This is a genomic window from uncultured Microbacterium sp. (assembly GCF_937927635.1).
Lineage (GTDB): Bacteria > Actinomycetota > Actinomycetes > Actinomycetales > Microbacteriaceae > Microbacterium.
In genome coordinates this window covers 12,769-35,465 of record NZ_CALBRW010000020.1, presented here as the reverse complement: position 1 = coordinate 35,465, position 22,697 = coordinate 12,769, and the positions used below count along the sequence as shown (strand labels likewise).

Below are 22,697 nucleotides of genomic sequence, written 5' to 3'. Positions count from 1 at the left end.
CCGCGCACGGCTCAAGAACACCACGAAAGGAGACGAAGATGGACAGGATCAGAGTCGGCGTCAACGGGTACGGAGTGATCGGCAAGAGGGTCGCCGACGCCGTCCACGCCCAACCCGACATGCACCTGGTGGGCGTCGCGGACATCGTCACCGACTGGCGAATACAATCCGCCGTCCCGCGGCTGCCCGTATTCGCCGCCACCCCCGACGCGCACAGCGGCATGGTGGACACCGGCATCCGCCCCGAGGGAACCCTCGACGATCTCCTCGCGCAGAGCGACGTGATCGTCGATACGACCCCCAAGCACGTCGCCGCCGGAAACCTGCCCCGCTACCAGGCGGCGGGAGTAAAGGTGATCGTGCAGGGCGGGGAAGCGCACTCGACCACCGGGCACTCCTTCGTCGCCCAGGCCAACTACGCCACCGCGCTCGGCCGGGACCTGACCCGGGTGGTGTCCTGCAACACCACCAGCATCGTCCGCGTCCTCGGCGCGCTCGAAAACGCCGGGCTGCTGCTGCGCGCCCGCGGGGTCCTCATCCGCCGCGCCACCGACCCGTGGGAATCGCACCTGGGCGGCATCATGAACACGATGGTCCCCGAACCGGTCATCCCCTCCCACCAGGGCCCCGACGCGAAGACCGTGCTCCCCGACCTGGACGTGGTCACCATCGCCGCCAAGGGCGCACACACCCAGACCCATAACCACTACTGGACCCTGCAGCTGACCCGCCGCGCATCCCGCGACGAGGTCCTCGACGCACTGCGCGCCGCACCCCGGATCGCGTTCATCCGGATGTCCGACGGGCTGGTCGCCCTCAACTCCACGGTCGAGCTGATGCGCGACCTCGGCCGGCCCCGCGGGGACATGTGGGAGGTCGCGGTCTGGGAAGACCTCGTCACCGTCGACGGCGACGAGGCGTACCTCACCTACCAGGTGTGCAACGAGGCGATCGTCATCCCCGAGACCGTCGACGCGATCCGCGCCCTCACCGGCACCGTCACCGACCCCGCCGCCTCCATCCGGCTCACCGACGCGACCCTCGGCATGAGGCAGGACTTCCTCGCCCCGGAGCGGTCATGACCTCCCCGAACGCCGGGCCGCCCCGTGCCCCCCGCGCTGGACGCGTGTGGATCTGGGTGATCATCGCGCTGGCCGTCGCCGGGATCGTCCTCTACCTGATCATCGACCACTGGACCCACCTCGCTGCGGCCGCCCCCTACGCCGGCATCATCGTGATCGCCCTGCTGCACCTGTTCGGCCACCGCGGACACGGTGACTCCGGACGACACCGTGAACAGCCCCGTCACGACCACACGGACCCGCCCGCCGACGACGCCGCATGAGCACGCCCACCGAACGGCGGGCGCCGAGCCCGTGGCGGATGCTGTGGGTCACCTTCGTCTGGGGCTCGTGCTTCGTCGCGATCAGCGTCGGGCTGCAGGACGCGCCGCTGCTGTGGCTCGCAGCGCTGCGCGCCCTCGTCGCCGGCGCCGCGCTGCTGATCCTCACCGTCATCCGCCGCGCACCCGTCCCCCGCGAGGTGCGCAGCTGGACGCTGATCGGCGTGCTCGGCGTCGTGAACGTCGCGATCGCCTACGCCGCGATGTTCGGCGGCACCATCGGCCTGAGCACCGGCGTCGCGTCCGTGCTGGCCAACATCCAGCCCGTCCTCATCCTGCTGCCCGCCTGGTGGCTCTACCGAGAACGCCCCTCCCCACGGTCGGTGGCCGCGATGCTCACCGGGCTCGCCGGGCTCCTGCTCATCGTGCTGCCCGCCGGCGCCGGGACCGGGGCATGGCTGTCCGTCACCGCCGCCGCCGCCGTCACCGCCGGCACCCTCATCAGCCGCGCCGTGCGCGCCGACCCGTTCCTCGTCGCCGCCGTGCAGCTGCTGCTCGGCGGCGGGATACTTCTGGTCGCCGCCGCGATCGTCGAAGGCCCCCCGGTCATCGACTGGACGCCGGGATTCGCCCTCTCCCTGCTGTGGATGTCCCTGGCCGGCACCGCTGCGACCACCGTCGCCTGGTACGCCGAGACACAGCGGTCCCGGCTCGACATCCTCACGACCTGGACGATCCTCGTGCCCGTCTTCGGGATCGTCCTGTCCATCCTGCTCCTGCGCGAGACCCAGAGCGTGCTCGGCTGGGCCGGCACGGCCATCGTGATCGGCTCCGTCGCACTCCTCACCATCCCCGGCAGACACGCTGATCGCGCGTCCCGTCGGCTTCGAGGTTGAGCGCCCGCCTGCCACACCCGGCGTCCGGCAGACGGACGTCGCACAGTCAGGAGACGGGCCGGGCCGCCCACGGGGTGGTCCCGCGGGGTTTGACGAACCCCAGGATCATCACCACGACCAGCACGACCAACGCCGCGACCGCGTCCACCATCAGCTGCAGCCGCACCGCGGAGAAGTCCATACCGACCTGGAGGGACGCGTGCGCGGCGGTGTCGGCCACCCCGGTGTGCAGCACAAGAGCGCCAGTCGCGACCACGGTGAGCACCAGCCTGAACAGCACCCAGTAGTGACGGGTCAGCCCCCACCGCGTCACCAGCGACACCCCGATCCCGGTCAGCAGCGACAACCCGGCCAGCGGCACCACCGCCCACCACATGGTCACCTGCAGCGCCGCGTACACACCCGCCCAGATCCGCGCGTCCGGCGACGCCCAGCCGGCGGCCGCCACGACCAAGAACACGGCCACGGACCCCGCCCACCCGATCGAAAACACGACATGCAACGCCCGCAACACTGACCGCAGCCGACGACCGGACGCGCCCATCAATGCATCCCCGCCATCCCGTTGCCGGTCAGATGCAGCACCACGAACGCCCCGGCGGCCAGCAGCACCAGGACTCCCCCGACGATCACCCAGCGGGGCACCGGACTCGGTTTCGACATCACGGCTTTATCTATACACACTGTTGCATACAGGTCAAAGCGTCTCGTTCCTGATAAGGTAGGGGAGTGCCCAAGCTGTGGAGTGACACCATCGTGGAACATCGCTCCGCGGTGCGGGACGCGATCCTCGACGCTACCGGTCGGCTCGTGCACCGGGACGGCCTGACCGGACTCACCATGACCGCCCTCGCCGAGGCGAGCGGAGTGGGCCGGGCGACGCTGTACAAGTACGTGCCCGACGTCGCCGCCGCTCTCACCGCGTGGCAGGAGCGCGAGATCGGACGCCACCTGCAGCGCCTGCGAACCATCGCACAGGAGAGCCCGCCGGAATCCCGGCTGTCCGACATGCTGCTCGCCTACGCCCGGCTGCGCCGGCACCGGCACGGCGACGACGACGACGATGCACTCCACGGCACTATCCGGCTCGCACCCGCCGAATCCGAGCTCACCGCGCTCGTGCAGGAGATCATCGACGACGACACCCGGGCAGGAACAACCCGCACCGACCTCTCGCCGCAGGAACTCGCCGCGTACGCGGTCGGCGCGATCGGCGCCGCCGCGGCGTTGCCCGACACGACCGCCGTCTCACGACTCGCCACGCTCGTCGTCGCCACCATCCGGCAAGACGCCGAGGAGTGAGCAGACCGACCGTCGTTCACGCGGTCAGGAGCAATATCAGGGCACATGTGGCCGGCGGCCTGGATGAGGACGTACCACTCGGCTCTCGTGAGCGGGATGTCGGAGCCTTGGGCCGCGTCGGCGCCGCGCTACGGGGTGGTGGTGCCGAGCACGACCTGGATGTTCGCGTGGCGCCGGGTGATCCACGCGGTGGCGACCGCGATCGAGGTCACCACATACTTCGCGGCGAGCCGGTCGAGCTCCGCGTTCAGCTCGGGGTAGTCGAGCGAGTCGAGGAAACACGCCGCCGTGGAAGCCCTTCTGAAACGGAGACCACGCCTGCAGCGTGATGTCGTTGATCCTGGCGTAGTCGGCCCGGCCGCCGCCGTCGCGGGTGATGGAGTCGTCGTAGTCGGTCATGTTCGACGAGAGGCCTTGCGCGATCAGGACGGCGTGTTCCTATCGACAGCTGCACCTGGTTGGCCACGATCGGCTGCCTCACCGCCGTCTTCAGCAGGTCGATCTGACGGGGGCGTGGTTGGAAACCCCGAAGTGACGGACCTTCGCCGACGACTCGAGGTGATCGAACGCGCGGGCGACCTCCTCGGGCTCGACGAGCGCGTCGGGGCGGTGCAGGAGCAGCACGTACCCGTGAAAACCGTCATCTCGGTGTGGAACCTACACAGGGATACTGATCGTAGGGACGACCGAATCCGCGCTCGAGGACCCCACCTGAACCCCACGTCGGCGGTGGGGTCGAGCTCGCGGGCGCGCAGCGCGGCGAGAAGTTCTCCTCGAGGTCGATCACCGACGCAACGAGACTCTCCCCCGGAATCGTGCATCCACTCATCCAGAAGCTTCGCCGCGCGAACTTCATCGAGCTCGTCGAGCGAGTGCCCGGCGAACGCACCCTCCTCTACCGCGTACGCGAGAACCCCTGGTGGGACGCCGCGAGCCAGTACGTCGACGACGCTCCCGCGGTCGAGGAACGCTCCGCGTCCTAGATCTGGCCATCCGGGGGTCGCGGCCGTGGCCGATAGACGCGCGACGTAGGTGTTCGTCGGCCGCAGAACCGAGGCGTACGCGCCGCCGAGCTGTGAGACGTAAACGCGCGCGCCCCCGTCTCATCAGTCGCGCCGGACCGCCGATCGTCCACGGCAAATGGCAGAGACGCCAAGTGCCTGCCAACTACCCGTGGAATATGTCATTTCGGCGTGGAACCTACACGCCGTTGAAGTCGCCGGGGGCCATGTCTGCGAAACGGGAGTAGTGGCCCTGGAACGCGACGTTGATGGTGGCGGTCGGGCCGTTGCGGTGCTTGGCGACGATGAGGTCGGCCTCGCCAGGGCGCACGTCCTTGTCGTAGACCGAGTCGCGGTGCAGCAGGATCACCATGTCGGCGTCCTGCTCGATCGATCCGGATTCGCGCAGGTCGCTGATGGCGGGCTTCTTGTCCTGCCGCTGCTCGGGACCGCGGTTCAGCTGGCTCAGCGCCACCACGGGCACCTGCAGCTCCTTGGCCAACAGCTTGAGTGCGCGGGAGAACTCCGAGACCTCCTGCTGGCGCGACTCGACGCGCTTGCCGCTGGTCATCAGCTGCAGGTAGTCGATGATCACCATCTTCAGGCCCGCCCGCTGCTTGAGCCGGCGGCACTTGGCCCGGATCTCGACCAGGGTCATGTTGGGGCTGTCGTCGATGTACAGCGGGGCATCGTTGATGCGCCCGCGCGTGGCCGCGACGGTGGTCCAGTCGCGCGGATCGAGCGTGCCCTTGCGCATGTTCTGCAGCGGGATGGCGCCTTCGGCGCTGAGCAGCCGCATGGCGATCTCGCTCTTGCCCATCTCGAGCGAGAAGAAGATCGACGGCTCGTTGTGGCCGATGGATGCCGAGCGGGCGAAGTCCAGGGCGAGCGTCGACTTTCCCATGGCGGGGCGCGCGGCGACGACGATCATCTGCCCGCCGTGCAGGCCGTTGGTCAGCTCGTCGAGCTCGCGGAAGCCGGTGGGGATGCCGGTCATCGAGCCGTCACGGCCGTTCGCGGCCTCGATCTCCTCGACGGCCGCGTCGACGGCGACCGTGAGGGGCACGTAGTCCTCGGCGGTCTCGGATCCGGTGACCGAGTAGATCTCGGCCTGTGCGTTGTTGACGATGTCGGTGGCATCGCCTTCGCCCGCGTAGCCGAGCTGCACGATGCGCGTGCCCGCATCGACCAGGCGGCGCAGGATGGCGCGCTCCGAGACGATGCTCGCGTAGTAGCCGGCATTGGCCGCCGTCGGCACGATGGAAGTCAGCGTGTGCAGGTAGTCCGCGCCGCCGGCCCGGCCCAGCTCGCCGGTCTTGATCAGCTCGTCGGTGACGGCCACCACATCGGTGGGCTCGCCATGCGAGTACAGCGACAGGATCGCCTCGAAGATGAGCTCGTGCTTGGGCACGTAGAAGTCAGCGCCCTTGAGGCTCTCGATCACGTCCGCGACGGCGTCCTTCGACAGCAGCATGCCGCCCAGCGCGCTCTGCTCGGCGAGCAGATCGTGCGGAGGGGTCCGCTCAGCAGGGCGTGACCCGCCCAGGCGCTCGTCAGAGATATCGGCGATCGACAATCCGTGCTCCTCCCCCGCCGGCGTCATCTGATGACGATTCGCCGACCACACGACCGAGGCAGCTCCCCGCCCGCTTGGACAAGCGAATCACGGGGCTCCGACATCCGGTCTCCCCCACCGTAGGAGTCGCATTATCCCCACGCAAGACGCCCTGTGGATAACTCTGTGGACAGTCTGCGAACAACTCGGGAGTGTCTGTGCAGAACGGCTGTGGACAACTCGGTGGAGAGCATCCGATTCTGAAGACGAATGCACGCTTGACCTGCGATATTCATCTGTGCACACCTGTGGATCATTTCGACTTCAAGGAAAGATTTAAGGTTGGCCGCGCGCGACGGTCATGTGCAGAACCCTGGGGACAGGCCCATCCTGCGGCCGCATCCGGTAAGCGTTCCCCGCCGGATGGACATCGAGCGCCGGACACGGTATCGTCACAACGTTCGCGTCATGCGGTATACCGCGTGATCACATGGGGAGGGGAAACGCGTGCGGGCTCTGCCGGTTCAGAACCGCAGCACGACGATGTGGCTGCTGGGCGGCCTCGGCGTGCTCGTCTGGGCCGCGTTGAGCATGCTGCTGAGCGGTTCCCCGGCATCCGCATCCCAGACTCCTGCCACTCATGTCGCGGCATCGACCCCGACGCTCACGAAGGCAGCTGCGGGTCAGGGCCACCCCGGTCAAGGTCACGACGGCCGGCAGAACGCGAACCGCGGGAACGGTGGCGCGAACGCCGGGCACCAGGTGAACTCCAAGCACAAGGCTCCCGCAGCTTCGACGCCGGCTCCCTCGCGTGCCGTGCAGCCTGCGCGGAACATCGCCGTCAAGACCGTTCAGGCAGTCTCGGCCCCCGCAGCCACCGCCGTGCAGCCCGCGCGGAACGTCGCCGTCAAGGTCGCAAAGGCAGTCCCTGCCGCGCATAAGTCTGGCAATGGCAACATCAAAGCGGATGCCCAGCGCATCGTCGTCCCCCAGAACGTGAAGGCCGTGAAGGCCGCGCCGCAGCGCTTCGCTGAGAAGGCCGGTGCCCACATCGACCACTTCGTCGGACACGTCGATAACTCGGGCCACCACAAGGCACGCATCGCCGATTCATTCCGCGGGGACCGTGGGTGGCATGGTCAGCATCAGCTGCGCACGCACCCGCAGGTGCAGGCGCACAAGGCGACGCAGGCGCACAAGGCCCACAAGACGCACAGAGCCTCGTTCGCGACGTCGCGAACGCACTCTGCCACCGCGACCGCGGCGCCGCAACCGCCATCCGCGACTCCGCAGCCCGCCACTGAAGCGCAGGCTCCTGCCCAGCCGGCCGCACCGATCCCGGCGCAGCACCACACCAGCAGCCACCCGCTCTCGACAGCGGCGCAGAGTTCAGGCGCCGGATCGATCTTCGCTCTCGAGGCGTCGGCCGCGGCGATGCCGCCGACGCCGGCCTCTCTGCGCGCGGAGCAGGCTCTGCACGCGGATGACGTGCCGCCGGCGGGCCCCGTCGACAGCACTGAGTCGTTCCCCGACTAGCAGCGGGCCCATCACTCCGACCGAGCTGTACGCGACATCGTCGCACCCCACAGACTCCGCCGGTGCTGCGCACGCCTTCGGGGGAAGGTCCGCGCCGCCGGCGGTGGGACGATAGCAGCCCGTGCCACAGTGATGTCCCCAGCATCCCGGCATGGATCCGTCGTCTCTGGCGGCAATGCGGAATCCCCTCTCCGCTGCGTCGCCCACCCGGGAGAAGAGCAGCCTTCAGAGCCGCCACTCCCCTGGCGGGTGTCTCGCACCCTCATGCGAGACACCCGCCCTTCTTTTCACCACGGACTGGACAGTTTTCCCTTCTCGGCCTACATTTGCCGTAACGAGCACCGAGACGTGCTCGTGGCATAGCTTTCTGAGGGGGAGGCTGGGCGTGTACGGGAACGCATCCCAGAACCGCATCCGTGCGGTGATTCTGTGGGGTGCTGTGTGCGCACTTTCCTGGGCCGCCCTGAGCCTGTTCTTCGGCGGGTCTGCGGCGCACGCCGACGATCAGCCGCCCAGCAACCCGCTGTCACCGATCACCTCGCTCGTCAGCTCGACGGTCACCGTGGTCACCGATCCCGTCGTGCAGGTAATCGAGCCGGTGGTTCAGGACGCCGAGCCGGTCGTGCAGACGGTCGTCGAGCCTGTCGTCAAGGCCGTCGTCCAGCCCGTGGCGAAGACGGCTCCGGCTGTCGTCGCGACGGCCGCCGACACGGCGGCGAAGGTTCCCGTGGCGGGCCCGGTGATCAAGACCGTCAGCACTGGCGTCGCGGATGCCGTGCAGAGCAGCGTCACCGCACCTGTGACCGAGATCCTGCACCAGCAGCCGATCTCGTCGATCACCGATCCGGTGCTCGGAGCGATCGATCAACTGCCGGTGATCGGCGATCTCGGTGCCACAGACATCGTCCGCAGCGTCGTCGGCGCCGTCGACGGCACGGTCGCGGACGTCGTTGAAGGCGCCGATACGATCCTGCCGCCGGTCATCGGCGCGCTGGGTCCGACTGCACCCGCAGGCTCCTCGCCGACGACTCCCGTAATCTCATCGGACGACGCCACCGGAGCAGCCGCGCTCTCGACTGCCGGTCTGCTCGACGCGATCCCGCCGCAGGATGCCGCTGTGCACCCGCAGTCGTGGGTGCCGTTCCTCGCCGACGCGCAGGACAGCGCCGTCCCGTATGCCGGGGATGCCGCCGTCTCGCCGACGAGCCCGATCACACCGGGCCCGCTGCCCGATCTCGGGTCGGCCGCGGCGCCGGCATCCTCCTCAGGGTCTTCCGGTGGCGGGAGCGCAGGATCCGCGGCCGCACTCAACAACGCACTCGTCCTGCCGACCGCTACGCGGGCTGGCGGATTCTCCGCTGGCGACGACGCACTGCCGTCCTCGCCCAGCACCTCCTTCGACGTATCCCCTGACTGATACGGGTCCTGCCGTCGCTCTGTTCGACGACGAACGACGCTGCTGACGCAGCGAATCCAGGACCCATTCATCCAGTCAGGAGTTTCATCATGAATACCTTCATCAAGCGCGCCCTGTGGGGCACGCTGATCGCCGGGGGCATCACGCTCCTCGGTGCGACGGCCGCCAATGCGGCCGAGACAGACGGCGCAGACAGCGTCGCCTCAGGCACCCAGGCCGTGGCCACGCTCGACGCGCCGATCAGTATCGTCGGCAACGCCGTCTCGCTGCTCGGCACTTCGGCGACGCATTCCGCACCGGCTCCGGCATCTGCACCTGCACCTGCACCTGCACCGGCACCGACGACGACGACCTCCGGCAGCAACGGCGCGGCGAGTGGCACCCAGGCCGTCGTCACGGTGAACGCGCCGGTGGCGGTGCGCAACGTGGCGCTGGCCGTGGCCGGGACGTCGCAGGCGGCTTCGGCTTCGGCTCCCGCACCGGCACCCGCGCCGGCTCCCGCTTTGCAGACCACGGGCGTCGACGGGCTGCTCTCCGGAACCCAGGAACTGATCGCCGTCAACGCGCCGATCAGCGTCGTCGGCAATTCGGTGGGCGTCCTCGACGACACCGACGCGACGACAACATCGGCAGTCGACCCCGGATCGTCCCCGGCCACCGCGACACCGACCACCACCGACGGCACGAACAGTGTCGCCAGCGGCACACAGGTCGCCGCACCCGTCACCGCACCGATCACCGCCACCGGCAACGCCATCGGCATCCTCGGCGACTCCACCGTCACCAGCACCGGAACCACCGACACCACGGCACCCGCAGCCACCGATCCGCTGGCACCGGCCACCGACGGTCTGGGCGGCATCCTCGGCGGCACGCAGGTGGTGGCGCCGCTCTCCGTGCCCCTCACGATCGGCGGCAACGCCATCGGCGTCGTCGGCGATGCGACCGTGACCGACACCATCCCGGGCACCGACCCCGGAACGAGCCCCGGAACCGATCCCGGTACAGACCCCGGGACCGACCCGGGCACGAACCCCGGAACCGACCCGGGCACCACGCCCGGAACGACTCCTGAACCCACCCCGCAGCTGGCATCCGTGATCCACACGAGCGCGGCACGGGCAGCGAGCGCCGGCGTCCTCGCCTCGACCGGAGGAAGCGGCGAGGCGCCGCTGTTCGCAGCCACTGCCGTGCTGATGCTGGCTGCGGGGTTCTGGCTGATGCGACGGGCCCGGGTGGCCTGAGCATCATTCGGCGCGGCGCACGATCCCTCTCGCGCGCTGCCGGGGCTGGTCGGGCGCCAGTCCTTCGGCGGATGCCCGCACCCCCATGCGGGCATCCGCCACAACACGGAACGCCCCGCCCTCCGAAGAGGACGGGGCGTTCCGTGACGGGCTCGGAAGCCCATCGTGCTGTCGAATTACTTCGCAGCGACCACCTGAAGGGTGATCACGGCGACGACGTCGTCGTGCAGACGCACGGTGGCCTCGTGCTCGCCGGTCACCTTGATGGGTGCGGCGAAGTGGACCTTGCGCTTGTCGATCGAGCCGAGGTCGGCGGCGGCGACAGCGTCGGCCACGTCGGCCGTCTTCACCGAGCCGAACAGGCGACCCTGAGCGCCGGCCTTGACGGCCAGGCGCACCTTGGTGCCCTCGAGCTTGTTCTTCAGAGCCGTGGCCTCGTCGAGGTCGTGGATCTGGCGAGCCTTGCGGGCTGCCTGGATCGACTCGACCTGCTTGGCGCCACCGCGGGTCCATGCGACCGCGAAGCCCTGGGGGATGAGGTAGTTGCGGGCGTACCCGTTCTTGACCTCGATGACGTCACCGGCGCTGCCCAGCCCGGCGACCTCGTTCGTGAGAATCAGCTTTGCCATGTTCGTACCCCTTAACGGCCGGCGCCGGCGTAGGGCAGCAGGGCCATCTCGCGAGCGTTCTTGATCGCCTTGGCGATCAGACGCTGCTCCTGGACCGAGACACCGGTGATACGGCGGGCGCGGATCTTCCCGCGCTCGGAGATGAACTTGCGAAGCGTTGCGACGTCCTTGTAGTCAATGACGCCCACGCGGATCGACTTCGCGGGAGCGGTGGGCTTGCCACCCTTCCGCGGCTTGCGGCGGTCGCCGCTCGACTTTCCAGCCATGAGTTTTCCTTAAGAAGAATTTCGGATGCTGCGCCCCGTCGACACGCTCGGGGGCCCAGTACCTGCAGATTTAGAACGGGGTGTCGTCGCCGAAGCTGCCCGGGGTGCTCCATGCGTCAGCGCTCGACGAGCCGGGCGTGGACCACGGCTCCTCCGAGACCTGCTGCTGGGGACGGCTGCCGCCGCCCTGGAAGCTTCCGCCACCGCCGTTCGACGCGGCCCGCGTGACCTGTGCCGTCGCGTACCGCAGCGACGGACCGATCTCGTCAACCTCCAGCTCGATCGCCGTGCGGTTGTTGCCTTCGCGGTCCTGGTAGGAGCGCTGACGCAGACGGCCCTGCGCGATGACGCGCATGCCCTTCGTCAGCGAGCCCGCCACGTGCTCGGCGAACTCGCGCCACACCGACGCACGGAGGAACAGCGCGTCGCCGTCCTTCCACTCGTTGGCCTGACGGTCGAACGTGCGCGGGGTCGAGGCGATGGTGAAGTTCGCCACCGGCAGGCCGTTCTGCGTATAGCGCAGCTCGGGGTCTGCGGTGAGGTTGCCCACCACGGTGATGACGGTTTCGCCGGCCATGGTGCTTACGCCTTGACTGCCGTCTTGGGCTTGCGAGCAGCCTTGGCGGCGGCGCGCTTGGCCTCAGCCGCGACCATCGCCTGTGCCTCTTCGGCGCGCAGGACCTTGGTGCGGAAGATGAGCTCGCTCAGCTTCAGCTGACGGTCGAGCTCGGCAGTGGCCTCGCTCGTCGCGGTGAAGTTCACGACGGCGTAGATGCCCTCGGTCTTCTTGTTGATCTCGTAGGCGAAACGACGCTTGCCCCAGACATCGACCTTGTCCACCGTGCCACCATCGTTGGTGATGACCTTCAGGAACTTGTCGAGGTTGGGGGCAACCTGGCGCTCGTCCAGCTCGGGAGTCAGAATGACCATGAGCTCGTACTGGTGCGTCACTTACCCACCTCCTTCGGACTAGAACGGCTCCCGGGACTTTCCCGGAAGCAGGAGGGTGTGCTGCATGTCGTCCGCTCCTTCGGCAGGGCGCCGCCGGGCAGACAACCACAACAGTCTAGCCGAAGAGCGTGGATGCCGCTGACCGTGGCCTGCAAGCGACGAGGGCAGCGTCGTGGTCTCGGTCACCCCACGATCATGCCAGGTCAGTCCACGCTGCCGCGCGGCACGATCCACTGCTGGTGAAGCTCCGGGGCGATGCCGGCCAGCTGTTCGAAGTCGGCGTCGTAATGCACGACCGAGACGAGACGATCCCCTCTCGTGTGCCGAATCGCCGTGGCGGCGATCTGCAGATCGCTCACACCGACCGCCCGGCCGAGACCTGCCGCGAAGAGCCGCGATTGCAGATCGATCGCGATCTCGGCCACCTCGGCATCCGCCTGCAGGAAGACCTTCGCCCGCGTGTTGGCATCCAGGATCCGGCGATGCTCCTCGCCCGAGCGGGCCGAGTATCCCTCCTCGAGCAGCTGGGGCAGGCATCCGCCCAGCTCTCCCAGTGCCAGCAGATCCACGAGAGAAGCGGCGACCTCGTCGGACCGGTGCAGACGCTGGATCACCGAGTTGTCGACGAGGAAGACGCGGCTCAACGCTGCGCGTCCTCGATCACTTGTGCGTCATCGAGGTCGACCGCCACTCCAGCGCGGATCATGTCGATGTAGCCGAGAGCCTCGAACCTGCGCACGACCTGCCCGAGAGCGTCGTTGACTGCGGCCTTCTTCGTGGTCGCCCCGGTGAGGCGCATGGCGCGCGCGAGCAGCGCGTCGTCGATGTCGATGAGCGTCTTCGTCATTCCGGGCTCCATATATCCATACCTTCCATCTCAGTATATACGCCTCATGTACGGGAGCGCACGAGCGCCGCGGGTACCGTTGACGCATGGAGTGGATCGACGACCCCTCCCGGGGGGACTGGCTGCGCGAGCTGCTGGACGCCGGGGCCCAGACGACGCAGAGCGTCGTGCCCCGCGGGTACGACGCCTACGCGCGGGTCTTTCACCCGGCGTGCCTGCGTTCTCTCCCCGACCGCGCGGTTCCCACGCAGGCCGAGTACGAGCGGATGCCGGATGCCGAGCGCGATGCGCTGCACGGCACCTACATCGACGAGACCACGACGTGGGCGCAGACCGCCGAGGCGTTCGGTACGGCCCTGCATCCGCTCGCGCAGTGGCAGCGGCTGGTCCGCGCGCCGGACGGCGAGGACTGGCGCACGCGAGTGGCGCCGGACGGCCGCGAGTTCACCTCTCCGGAGGAGGGCTCGATGCCGCCCGAGCTGCTGGCGTCCGTCGCCTCGCACCTGATCGCGCACACGTCGACTCCGGATGCCGGGTTCGCCGCGCTCTGGGCGGGATGGGGCGGCCTGCTGGGGTTCATGGGGCAGACGCCCTCGCGGCGGTTCTTCTCCTTCGACGCGCCCGCACACGAACAGTTGCTGGAGCGCAGCATCCACAACCCTTTCGAGGATGACTACCGCAAGAAGACCTGGCAGCCCGGCATCCTGTCGGAGGAGATCTCGCGCGGCCCCCGCCTGCAGCTGCCGGACCGCGAGCACGTGCTGTTCTCCGCGCCACCGCGGGCGTTCGCCGACCCGGACTGGATCCTCGACGCGCCGTGGCGCGACGCCGAGGCCGAGGAGCACGGGTTCGCGCCGTCTGCGCAGCATCCGAGCCTGATCTGGCCCGAGGACCGTGCGTGGGTGCTGGTGAGCGAGATCGACTTCGACTCGACGATCGTGGCGGGCTCGGCCGCGCTGGTGGCCGAGATCTGCGCGGACCCCGCCGTCGAGGCGATGCCGGTGCCGGCGGATGCAGACCTCGGCTGGCAGGGGGACGAGGTGAACGGATGACCATCCCCGCCCAGACCTACCCGTTCGATGCGCGCCCGCTCACCGACCCCGTCGACCCGCGAGCCGTCAGCGCGTTCTGGCGCGGCATCCGCGCCACCCACCCGACCAGCACGGTGACCGTCATCGGCTGGGTGATCGCCGGCGTGTTCGTCGTCATGACGATCATGCCGCTGATCGGCGTCGCGGTCTTCGGGATCGCCGGCGGTGGTCTCGCGCACGGCGGGATCAGCGGTGGGTTCGTGCTGCCGCTGGTGCTGGTGGTGCTGTTCCTGGCGATCGGCATCCCGATCGGCGTCGCGTCGATGCGCCGCAACCGCACGAACGCGTTCCGCATCGCGCGGTTCGCCCAGGCCAACGCCATGACCTACGAGCACGAGATCGCGAATCCCGCGTTGCCGGGCATGATCTTCCAGCTCGGCGACAGCCGGGTGGCGTCACAGCTGGTGCGCGGGCACACACCGCGATTCGTCGAATTCGGCAACTACCGGTACTCGACGGGCTCCGGCAAGAACCGCTCGACGCACCACTGGGGGTACGTGGCCGTCAAACTGGATGTGCCGCTGCCGAACATCGTGCTGGATGCCCTGGGCAACAACACCCTGGGCACCAACCTGCCCGCCTCGTTCTCGCGCGACCAGCGGCTGTCGCTGGAGGGCGACTTCGACCAGCACTTCACGCTGTACTGCCCCCAGGGCTACGAGGCCGACGCGCTGTACCTGTTCACGCCCGACATCATGGCGCGCTTCATCGACAACGCCGCACAGCTGGACGTGGAGATCGTCGACGACTGGATGTTCCTGTACATGCGGCGGGCGGCCTCGACGACGGATGCCGCGACCTGGGCGTGGCTGTTCAACGCCGTGGGCGCGCTGATGACCAAGTTCGACCAGTGGGCGCGCTGGCGCGACGACCGGCTCCGCGCGGCGCAGGCGCAGGCGCCGGCGCCGGGGATGGCCGAGTCGTCGGCATCCGCGCCGGGGCCGGTCGGATCGCCGGCATCCGCTCCGCTGCCCTTCGCCGCACCCGCCGGACTGCTGGCGCCGCCGCCGGGCGTGGCCCTGCAGGGACGCCGGCTGCACAGGAGCGTGCCGTGGCTGACCATCGTGATCTTCGCCGTGGTGGTCGGTTTCATGATCCTGCCGCAGTTCTTCGGTGTGCTCGGGGTCCTGTTCCTGCGCTGACGATCAGGGGTTGCCTGCGGGTGCGAGCCCGAAATACTCCAACTCCGCGTCGTTCAGCATTCTCGATCGGGTGAGGAACCGCATCCCGGTCGGGCCCTCCACGCTGAACCCCGCGCCGCGGCCCGGCACCGCGTCGACGGTGAGGTGTGTGTACTTCCAGTACTCGAACTGCGACTCCGACATGAACATCTCCACTGGGGCGTCCAGCCCCACGTCGAGATCGCCGAGCTTCACATCGCTCGGCCCCGTGATGAACATGCCGACCGGATAGCACATGGGCGAAGACCCATCGCAGCATCCGCCCGACTGGTGGAACATCAACGGGCCGTGCTGCGTCGTGAGATCGCGGATGAGTGATGCCGCGGCATCCGTGACATCCACCCGCTCGTACCTGCCGATGCTGACCATGAGCCCTCTTCCCTCCTGCGTGAATGGAATCCGGGCGGAGCCGCACGGCCCCGCCCGGATGGTCGATCAGAAGAAGCCCATCGGGCCCTCCGCGTACGAGACCAGGAGGTTCTTGGTCTGCTGGTAGTGGTCGAGCATCATCTTGTGGTTCTCCCGGCCGATACCCGACTGCTTGTATCCGCCGAAGGCGGCGTGCGCCGGGTACTGGTGGTAGGTGTTGGTCCACACGCGCCCGGCCTCGATGGCCCGGCCGGCGCGGTAGGCGGTGTCGCCGCTGCGGCTCCACACGCCGGCGCCCAGCCCGTAGAGGGTGTCGTTGGCGATCGAGATCGCGTCATCGAAGTCGGCGAAGTTCGTCAGCGCCAGCACCGGGCCGAAGATCTCCTCCTGGAAGATGCGCATGTCGTTGGTGCCCTCGAACACCGTCGGAGCGACGTAGTAGCCGCCGCTGAGATCCCCGCCCAGGTCGACCCGCTCGCCGCCGGTGAGCAGCTTCGCGCCCTCCTGCTTGCCGATGTCGATGTAGCTGAGGATCTTCTCCAGCTGGTCGTTGGACGCCTGCGCGCCGATCATCGTCGACGGGTCCAGCGGGTTGCCCTGGATGATCCTGTCCACGCGGGCGATGCCGTCGGCGACGAACTCGTCGTAGATCGAGCGCTGCACAAGCGCGCGCGAGGGGCAGGTGCACACCTCGCCGCCGTTGAGGGCGAACATCGTGAAGCCCTCCAGCGCCTTGTCGTAGAACGGGTCGTCCTCGCGCGCGACGTCCTCGAAGAACACGTTGGGGCTCTTGCCCCCGAGCTCAAGGGTGACGGGGATGAGGTTCTGCGACGCGTACTGCATGATCAGCCGGCCCGTGGTGGTCTCGCCGGTGAACGCGACCTTGCGGATGCGCTTGTGCTGCGCGAGCGGGGCGCCCGCCTCGATGCCGAAGCCGTTGACGATGTTCACGACGCCGGCCGGGAGCAGATCCCCGATGATGTCGAAGAGGAAGAGGATGGATGCCGGCGTCTGCTCGGCCGGCTTCATGACGATGCAGTTGCCCGCCGCCAGCGCGGGCGCCAGCTTCCACGTCGCCATCAGGATCGGGAAGTTCCACGGGATGATCTGGCCGACGACACCCAGCGGCTCGTGGAAGTGGTACGCGACCGTGTTCTCGTCGATCTGGCTGATGCCGCCCTCCTGCCCGCGCAGGACGCCGGCGAAGTAGCGGAAGTGGTCGATGGCCAGGGGGATGTCGGCGGCGAGGCACTCGCGCACCGGCTTGCCGTTGTCCCAGGTCTCGGCGACCGCGATCTCCTCGAGATGCTGCTCCATGCGATCGGCGATCCGGTTCAGGATCACCGATCGCTCGGCGGGCGTGGTGCGCTTCCACGACTCGAACGCCCGCCACGCCACGTCGACGGCGCGGTCGATGTCCTCGACGGTGCCCCGGCCGACCTCGGTGAACGGCTTGCCGTTGACGGGGCTGATGTTCTCGAAGAACTGGCCCTTGACGGGATCGACGAACTCGCCGCCGATGTAGTGCCCGTAACGCGGGCGATAGTTCGCAACGGCGCCGGGCTGACCCGGAGCGGCGTAGGCGGTGGACACGTCCTCTTCGACGATGGTCATCGTGGTCTCCTTCGACGGGCCGCGGCATCGGTGCCGCACGGCTGTCCTCAGAAGGTACGGCGAGGCGGGTTGCACCCCCGTGCGTCACGTTGCATCGAGTTGCAGCGCCCGCGACGCGCCTACTCGTCGAGCCTGGCGATCCGGTTGACCAGCCCCGCCCTGCGCGGCGAGCGCGCCGGCAGCATCTCCAGGCACAGTCTCAGCACCTCGGCATCCTCGGCGCCTTCGGGGATGTCCGCGTACGCCAGCAGCACGTCGATGCTCGCCTCGCTGAGCATCGTCTCGCGCAGGGTGCCGCGAAGGCTCTCCCGCAGCTCCACGACGCCGGGTGCGTCGGAGTCGGGCAGCGCCGGTCCGGGGTAGGCGCTCAGCGCCACCCGGTGCGCCCCTCGGTCCAGCAGCGAGAGCACGTTCTGGGCGTCCGTCTCCAGCTGCGCGGAGAGCCGATACGGCCGGGACTGCGGCACCAGTTCGGGCGACACGCGTTCGAGCACCTTGCGCAGCCGCACCATCTCCGGGCGCAGCGTGTCCGCAGAGGCGCCCTCGCCGTACACGAGCTCGGCCAGCCGCTCCGCGGAGAGTCCCTGACGGTGGGTGGCGAGCATCAGCAGGATCTCGGCGTGCCTGGCGCTGAGCTCGATGATCGACTCTCCGCCGTCGCCGATCACCTCCAGCCGTGCCCGGTCCCTGCCCAGCACCTGCAGGGTGGCCCTGGTCCGGTGCAGCGTGCGGGGCGGAGCGGATGCCGCCCGCGGAGCGGCCCGCTCCCGCAGCCGTGCGATCATCAGCTGCGACTCCACCGCGCGCGCCGTGGCGTCCACCAGCATCCGCGCCTGCGGCGTCACCGCCTCCTCACCGCCGGTGACGTCCAGAACCCCGAGGATCCGATGCGTCTCGGGATCGAACACCGGCGCCGCCGTGCACGACCACGGCTGCACCAGCCGGTTGTAGTGCTCGGCGTGATGGATCTGCACCGATTCGCCGAGCGTCAGGGCCGTACCCGGCGCCGACGTGCCGACCGTCGTCTCTGACCAGTTCGCGCCCTCCACGAACCCCATCTCGCCTGACAGCATCCGCTGGCTCAGGTCTCCCTCCACCCACAGCAGGCGGCCGGCGTGGTCACCGACGGCCACCACGACACCGGAGTCGTCGGCGGATCCCGGCAGCAGCAGGGAGCGGATCAGGTCGATCGCACCGGACAGCGGATGCTGCGAGCGATACTCCTCGAGGAGCTCCCCGGTGAGATCGATCGGCGGCAGGCCCTCCGCGCCGACCCTGTCCTGCCAGGCGCGCTGCCAGGACGCCCTGATGAGCGGACGCACCTGCTGCAGCCGGTGGTCGTCGAGATTGCCCGCGACGAGCTCCTCGTGCGCGCGTTCGATGATCAGGCGCGACGCCTGAGGGTCGCGCGCAGAGGACCAGGAAGACGGCATGCGACCTCCGATCGGCACTGACGGATGTGCCCAGTGTAGGTCGGTGCCCCGCAGCTGAGAACCGGAGGACGTCCGGGAACCGGAGGATTTTGCCGTTTTCTCTCCGGATCTCGGCGATCCTCCGGTTCTGGGCGACTCGCAGCGGCTCTCAGTGCCTGCGCACGGACTCCCAGAGCGCCCGGCGCTCGGCCTGCTCGACCGGGTCGGGCACGGGCAGCGCGGCCAGCAGCTCGCGGGTGTACGGGTCGCGCGGGTCGCCGAGCACCTGTGCGGTGGTGCCCTGCTCCTTGATCCGGCCCTGCTGCAGCACGATGATGCGATCGGAGACCGCGTCGATCACGGCCAGGTCGTGGCTGATGAACAGCGACGCGAAGCCCAGCTCGGCCTGCAGCTGCACGAACAGCTCCAGCACCGTGGCCTGCACCGACACGTCCAGCGCGCTGGTCGGCTCGTCGGCGATGAGCAGCTTCGGGTCCAGCGCTAGGGCACGGGCCAGCGAGGCGCGCTGACGCTGACCGCCGGAGAGCTCGTGCGGGTAGCGGTCGCCGAAGCTGGTCGGCAGCCGCACGGCATCCAGCAGCTCGTTCACGCGCGGACGCGCGGCCTGCATGTTCGCTGCCCGGCCGTGCACGATCAGCGGCTCGGCGATGCACTCCGCGATCGACAGCAGCGGGTTGAAGCTGGTGGCAGGATCCTGGAACACGAACCCGATCTGCGGCCGCAGGGGCTTGAGCGTGCGGTTCTTGACGCCGTTCATCTCCTGGCCGAGCACGGTCAGCGAGCCGCCCAGCACCGTGGTGAGTCCCACGACCGCACGGCCGATGGTGGTCTTGCCCGATCCGGACTCGCCGACCAGACCCACGACCTCGCCGGGTCCGACGTGGAAGTCCACGCCCTTGACGGCGACGACCGCGTTGCGGCCGAACCGGCCCGGGTAGCCGATCTCGGCGGCGGATGCCACGATCAGCGAGCCCTCCGGCACCGGCGGCGCAGTGTGCGGGGCGACGTCCGGCTCGGTCAGAACGCCCGCGGAACCGGCAGCCGACTTGCCCTGCCCCACATGCGGCACGGCCGCCAGCAGCTTCTTGGTGTACTCCTCGCGCGGGTTCGCGAACAGCTCGCGCACCGGCGCCTGCTCCACGATGTCGCCCTGGTACATCACCACGACGCGGTCGGCCAGGTCGGCCACCACGCCCATGTTGTGCGTGATGAGCACGATGGTCGCGCCGAACTCGTCGCGCGCCGTGCGCAGCAGGTCGAGGATCTCGGCCTGCACCGTGACGTCCAGCGCGGTGGTCGGCTCGTCGGCGATGATGAGGCCGGCATCCAGCACCAGCGCCATCGCGATCACGATGCGCTGCTTCTGGCCGCCGGAGAACTGATGCGGATAGTCGTCGACGCGCGTGGCGGCATCCGGGATGCCCACGCGCTGCATCATGTCGATCGCGCGCTCGCGGGCCTTCTTCTTGGAGATCTTCGTGTGCGCACGAAGACCCTCGGTGATCTGCCAGCCCACGGTGTACACCGGGTTCAGCGCCGTGGACGGCTCCTGGAACACCATCGCCGCATCGCGTCCGCGCATCTCGCGCATGCGGTGATGGCTCGCGTGCACGATGTCGGTCTCATCGCCCGAGCGGCCGCGCACGATCACGGCTCCCGAGGTGGTGGCGGTCTCCGGCAGCAACCCCAGCAGGGTGTTCGCGGTGACGGTCTTGCCCGAGCCGGACTCGCCGACGATCGCCAGCACCTCGCCGGCGTGGGCGCTCAGCGAGATGCCCTTGACGGCGACGACGGGCTCGTCATCGGTGGCGAAGACCACCCTCAGGTCGCGGATCTCGGCGACCGTGCTCTTGTCTGCGACGTCGGTCACGACTGTGCTCCTTCACTCGCGGCGCCGGATCCGGCATCCGCAGCACCCGACTTCTTCTTGCCGCCCGCACGGCGACGCAACCGCAGGCGCGGGTCGGCGAGGTCGTTCAGGCTCTCGCCCACCAGGGTCACGCCCAGCACCACCAGCACGATGGCGACGCCGGGGAACACGCTGGTCCACCAGATGCCGCTGGTCACGTCGCCCATGGCGCGGTTGAGGTCGTAGCCCCACTCGGCGGCGGCCGTGGCCTCGATGCCGAAGCCCAGGAAGCCCAGGCCGGCCAGGGTCAGCAGCGCCTCGGAGGCGTTCAGGGTGATGATCACCGGCAGCGAGCGGGTGGAGTTGCGCAGCACGTGGCGCAGCAGGATGCGGGTGGTCGGCACGCCGATCACCTTGGCCGAGTCCACGAACGGTTCGGCTCGCACGCGCACCACCTCGGAGCGCACCACGCGGAAGTACTGCGGCACGAACACCACGGTGATGGCGATGGCCGTGGCCATGATCCCGCCCCACAGCGTGGACTGGCCGCGGCTGATCACGATGGACATCACGATGGCCAGCAGCAGCGACGGGAACGCGTAGATGGCGTCTGCGATGACCACCAGGATGCGGTCCAGCCAGCCGCCGAAGTAGCCGGAGATCAGGCCCAGTGCGATGCCGATGAAGATCGAGCACGCGATGGCGGCGATGATCACCAGCAGCGCGGTCTGCGCACCCCACAGCACGCGGGAGAGCACGTCGAAGCCCGAGACCGTGGTGCCGAGGATGTTCAGCGCGTTCGGCGCCTGCTGGGTGCCGAACGACTGCCCGTCGGCGGTCTGCTGCTGCGCCCACGAGTACGGCGCGAGCACGGGGGCGAGGACGGCGACGAGGATGAACGCGACCGTGATCACCAGGCCCGTCACCAGCATTCCGCGCTGCAGTCCGACGCTCTGCCGCAGCTCCTTGAGCACGGGGGTCTTCTCGACCCAGCTCTTCTTCCGCACGGGGACGGCGGCCAGCGCCGAGGTGCTGGGGGTGGGCATCTCGTCGTAGGAATCAGGGATGCTCATCTCAGTACCTCACCCTCGGGTCGATGAACGCGGCGACGATGTCGACGATGAAGTTCGTCACGGCCACCACGACGGCGATCATCACGACGATGCCCTGCACGGCGACGAAGTCGCGCGATTTCAGGTACTCGGCGAGCATGAAGCCGATGCCCTTCCATTCGAAGGTCGTCTCGGTCAGCACGGCGCCCGCCAACAGCAGGGCGATCTGCATGCCCATCACCGTGATGATGGGGATGAGTGCCGGACGGTACGCGTGCTTGGTCAGCAGCCGGTACTCGCTGACGCCGCGGGAGCGGCCCGAGGTGACGTACTGCTGTCCGAGCGTGCCGATGACGTTGGTGCGGATCAGGCGCAGGAACACGCCTGCCGTCAGCAGTCCCAGTGCGACGGCCGGCAGGATCGCGTGCTGCAGCACGTCGGCGATGGCGGGGCCGTTGCCGAGCCGTATCGCGTCGAGCAGGTAGAGGCCGGTGGGCGTGTCTATGCCGCTCATCAGCAGCTCGGTGCGGGTGTTCCCGCGACCGGAGACCGGCAGCCAGCCCAGCCACACCGAGAAGACGAGCTTGAGCAGCAGGCCGGCGAAGAAGATCGGGGTGGCGTAGGCGAGGATCGCCATCACGCGCAGCGTGGCGTCCTGCCAGCGGTCGCGGCGGTAGGCGGCGATCAGGCCGAGCGGGATGCTGATGATCAGGGCGACGATGAGCGCGTAGATCGCGAGCTCGAGCGTGGCCGAGCCGTACTGCAGCAGGATCGCGGTGACCGGGCGGCGGTCGGTGATCGTGGTGCCGAAGTCGCCGTGCAGGATGCCGGCGAGGTAATCGCCGTACTGCACGATCAGCGGCCGGTCGTAGCCGGCCTCGTGGATGCGCTGCGCGAGCTGGTCGGCCGGCAACCGGCCGCCGAGCGCGGCCGTGATGGGATCACCGGTGATCCGCATCAGGAAGAACACGGTCGTCACCAGGATGAAGACCGTGGGGATGATCAGCACGAGCCGGACCAGGATGTAGCGCCACAGGCCGCCACCGCCCTTGGACTTGCTTCGCGGTTGGACGGGGGCGAGGGCAGCGCCGGCATCGACGGCCATATGGGTACCTAACTTCT

Annotated in this window: 24 protein-coding genes and 1 pseudogene; 10 read left to right on the top strand and 15 right to left on the bottom strand. The window is 68.8% G+C overall.

The window, feature by feature from the left end; all coding sequences use genetic code 11:
* Positions 1 to 38 precede the first annotated feature (38 nt).
* From Q0568_RS10625 to Q0568_RS10615, 3 genes are read left to right on the top strand one after another with little or no spacing between them, the layout of a single operon-like run.
* Positions 39 to 1,082 carry a type II glyceraldehyde-3-phosphate dehydrogenase gene (locus Q0568_RS10625; protein ID WP_005049566.1) on the top strand — a complete coding sequence of 348 codons (1,044 nt, stop codon included), beginning with the start codon at positions 39 to 41 and terminating at the stop codon, positions 1,080 to 1,082.
* The gene (locus Q0568_RS10620) at positions 1,079 to 1,345 is read left to right on the top strand and encodes a DUF2933 domain-containing protein (RefSeq protein WP_298866208.1); all 267 of its coding nucleotides are present in this window, start codon (positions 1,079 to 1,081) and stop codon (positions 1,343 to 1,345) included. The genes Q0568_RS10625 and Q0568_RS10620 overlap by 4 nt, the downstream gene beginning before the upstream one ends.
* Positions 1,342 to 2,238 (top strand): DMT family transporter, encoded by an 897-nt coding sequence (locus Q0568_RS10615; RefSeq protein ID WP_298866206.1) that lies wholly within the window; start codon positions 1,342 to 1,344, stop codon positions 2,236 to 2,238. The genes Q0568_RS10620 and Q0568_RS10615 overlap by 4 nt, the downstream gene beginning before the upstream one ends.
* A gap of 46 nt (positions 2,239 to 2,284) precedes the next feature.
* On the opposite strand, the gene Q0568_RS10610 is transcribed toward Q0568_RS10615, so the two are convergent.
* Positions 2,285 to 2,704, bottom strand: a complete 420-nt coding sequence (locus Q0568_RS10610; protein WP_298866205.1) for a hypothetical protein — start codon at positions 2,702 to 2,704, stop codon at positions 2,285 to 2,287.
* A 263-nt stretch (positions 2,705 to 2,967) separates the two neighbouring features.
* Here Q0568_RS10610 and Q0568_RS10605 point away from each other — a divergent pair, with 263 nt between their 5' ends.
* Complete coding sequence (locus Q0568_RS10605) at positions 2,968 to 3,540, top strand: TetR/AcrR family transcriptional regulator (protein WP_298866203.1); 573 nt, start codon at positions 2,968 to 2,970, stop codon at positions 3,538 to 3,540.
* A 38-nt stretch (positions 3,541 to 3,578) separates the two neighbouring features.
* Here the strand turns inward: Q0568_RS10605 and Q0568_RS10600 are convergent.
* Positions 3,579 to 4,164, bottom strand: a pseudogene (locus tag Q0568_RS10600) (aldo/keto reductase); the annotation flags it as partial.
* A gap of 191 nt (positions 4,165 to 4,355) precedes the next feature.
* Here Q0568_RS10600 and Q0568_RS10595 point away from each other — a divergent pair.
* Positions 4,356 to 4,523 (top strand): hypothetical protein, encoded by a 168-nt coding sequence (locus Q0568_RS10595; RefSeq protein ID WP_298866201.1) that lies wholly within the window; start codon positions 4,356 to 4,358, stop codon positions 4,521 to 4,523.
* Between the two features lie 217 nt (positions 4,524 to 4,740).
* Here Q0568_RS10595 and dnaB read toward each other — a convergent pair whose 3' ends face one another.
* Positions 4,741 to 6,117 (bottom strand): replicative DNA helicase, encoded by a 1,377-nt coding sequence (gene dnaB, locus Q0568_RS10590; protein WP_298866199.1) that lies wholly within the window; start codon positions 6,115 to 6,117, stop codon positions 4,741 to 4,743.
* 486 nt (positions 6,118 to 6,603) lie between these two features.
* Here dnaB and Q0568_RS10585 point away from each other — a divergent pair, with 486 nt between their 5' ends.
* The 3 genes from Q0568_RS10585 (at position 6,604) to Q0568_RS10575 (ending at position 10,293) form a co-directional block, all read left to right on the top strand.
* Positions 6,604 to 7,632 (top strand): hypothetical protein, encoded by a 1,029-nt coding sequence (locus Q0568_RS10585; protein WP_298866197.1) that lies wholly within the window; start codon positions 6,604 to 6,606, stop codon positions 7,630 to 7,632.
* Between the two features lie 385 nt (positions 7,633 to 8,017).
* On the top strand, positions 8,018 to 9,049 hold the full coding sequence (locus tag Q0568_RS10580; RefSeq protein WP_298866195.1) for a hypothetical protein: 1,032 nt from the start codon (positions 8,018 to 8,020) through the stop codon (positions 9,047 to 9,049).
* 89 nt (positions 9,050 to 9,138) lie between these two features.
* Complete coding sequence (locus tag Q0568_RS10575) at positions 9,139 to 10,293, top strand: hypothetical protein (protein ID WP_298866193.1); 1,155 nt, start codon at positions 9,139 to 9,141, stop codon at positions 10,291 to 10,293.
* A gap of 176 nt (positions 10,294 to 10,469) precedes the next feature.
* On the opposite strand, the gene rplI is transcribed toward Q0568_RS10575, so the two are convergent.
* The 6 genes from rplI to Q0568_RS10545 form a co-directional block, all read right to left on the bottom strand.
* Positions 10,470 to 10,922, bottom strand: a complete 453-nt coding sequence (rplI, locus tag Q0568_RS10570; RefSeq protein ID WP_298866191.1) for a 50S ribosomal protein L9 — start codon at positions 10,920 to 10,922, stop codon at positions 10,470 to 10,472.
* An 11-nt stretch (positions 10,923 to 10,933) separates the two neighbouring features.
* Positions 10,934 to 11,188 (bottom strand): 30S ribosomal protein S18, encoded by a 255-nt coding sequence (rpsR, locus tag Q0568_RS10565; protein ID WP_071641238.1) that lies wholly within the window; start codon positions 11,186 to 11,188, stop codon positions 10,934 to 10,936.
* Positions 11,189 to 11,258: 70 nt separating this feature from the next.
* Positions 11,259 to 11,765, bottom strand: coding sequence for a single-stranded DNA-binding protein (locus Q0568_RS10560; RefSeq protein ID WP_298866189.1), 507 nt, complete (start codon positions 11,763 to 11,765; stop codon positions 11,259 to 11,261).
* A 5-nt stretch (positions 11,766 to 11,770) separates the two neighbouring features.
* On the bottom strand, positions 11,771 to 12,139 hold the full coding sequence (rpsF, locus tag Q0568_RS10555) for a 30S ribosomal protein S6 (protein ID WP_298866187.1): 369 nt from the start codon (positions 12,137 to 12,139) through the stop codon (positions 11,771 to 11,773).
* Between the two features lie 203 nt (positions 12,140 to 12,342).
* Positions 12,343 to 12,783 carry a PIN domain-containing protein gene (locus tag Q0568_RS10550; protein WP_298866185.1) on the bottom strand — a complete coding sequence of 147 codons (441 nt, stop codon included), beginning with the start codon at positions 12,781 to 12,783 and terminating at the stop codon, positions 12,343 to 12,345.
* A complete protein-coding gene (locus tag Q0568_RS10545) occupies positions 12,780 to 12,986 on the bottom strand; it encodes a type II toxin-antitoxin system VapB family antitoxin (protein WP_298866183.1) in 207 nt (68 codons plus the stop codon). Before Q0568_RS10545 ends, Q0568_RS10550 begins: the two co-directional genes overlap by 4 nt.
* An 86-nt stretch (positions 12,987 to 13,072) precedes the next feature.
* On the opposite strand from Q0568_RS10545, the gene Q0568_RS10540 reads away from it, so the two are divergent.
* Both Q0568_RS10540 and Q0568_RS10535 read left to right on the top strand, forming a co-directional pair.
* Positions 13,073 to 14,038, top strand: coding sequence for a hypothetical protein (locus tag Q0568_RS10540; RefSeq protein ID WP_298866182.1), 966 nt, complete (start codon positions 13,073 to 13,075; stop codon positions 14,036 to 14,038).
* The gene (locus Q0568_RS10535) at positions 14,035 to 15,219 is read left to right on the top strand and encodes a hypothetical protein (protein WP_298866180.1); all 1,185 of its coding nucleotides are present in this window, start codon (positions 14,035 to 14,037) and stop codon (positions 15,217 to 15,219) included. Before Q0568_RS10540 ends, Q0568_RS10535 begins: the two co-directional genes overlap by 4 nt.
* Before the next feature lie 3 nt (positions 15,220 to 15,222).
* Here Q0568_RS10535 and Q0568_RS10530 read toward each other — a convergent pair whose 3' ends face one another.
* The 6 genes from Q0568_RS10530 to Q0568_RS10505 all read right to left on the bottom strand — a co-directional run bounded on the left by Q0568_RS10530 (position 15,223) and on the right by Q0568_RS10505 (position 22,680).
* Positions 15,223 to 15,627: a DUF779 domain-containing protein gene (locus Q0568_RS10530; RefSeq protein WP_298866178.1), complete on the bottom strand. Its 405-nt coding sequence runs from the start codon at positions 15,625 to 15,627 to the stop codon at positions 15,223 to 15,225.
* 66 nt (positions 15,628 to 15,693) lie between these two features.
* The gene (locus Q0568_RS10525) at positions 15,694 to 17,241 is read right to left on the bottom strand and encodes an aldehyde dehydrogenase family protein (protein WP_298866175.1); all 1,548 of its coding nucleotides are present in this window, start codon (positions 17,239 to 17,241) and stop codon (positions 15,694 to 15,696) included.
* A 119-nt stretch (positions 17,242 to 17,360) separates the two neighbouring features.
* Complete coding sequence (locus tag Q0568_RS10520) at positions 17,361 to 18,674, bottom strand: helix-turn-helix domain-containing protein (protein ID WP_298866173.1); 1,314 nt, start codon at positions 18,672 to 18,674, stop codon at positions 17,361 to 17,363.
* A gap of 148 nt (positions 18,675 to 18,822) precedes the next feature.
* Complete coding sequence (locus Q0568_RS10515) at positions 18,823 to 20,544, bottom strand: ABC transporter ATP-binding protein (RefSeq protein ID WP_298866171.1); 1,722 nt, start codon at positions 20,542 to 20,544, stop codon at positions 18,823 to 18,825.
* Positions 20,541 to 21,569: an ABC transporter permease gene (locus tag Q0568_RS10510; RefSeq protein WP_298866398.1), complete on the bottom strand. Its 1,029-nt coding sequence runs from the start codon at positions 21,567 to 21,569 to the stop codon at positions 20,541 to 20,543. The genes Q0568_RS10515 and Q0568_RS10510 overlap by 4 nt, the downstream gene beginning before the upstream one ends.
* Before the next feature lie 28 nt (positions 21,570 to 21,597).
* Positions 21,598 to 22,680: an ABC transporter permease gene (locus tag Q0568_RS10505; protein ID WP_298866169.1), complete on the bottom strand. Its 1,083-nt coding sequence runs from the start codon at positions 22,678 to 22,680 to the stop codon at positions 21,598 to 21,600.
* Between the last annotated feature and the right edge of the window lie 17 nt (positions 22,681 to 22,697).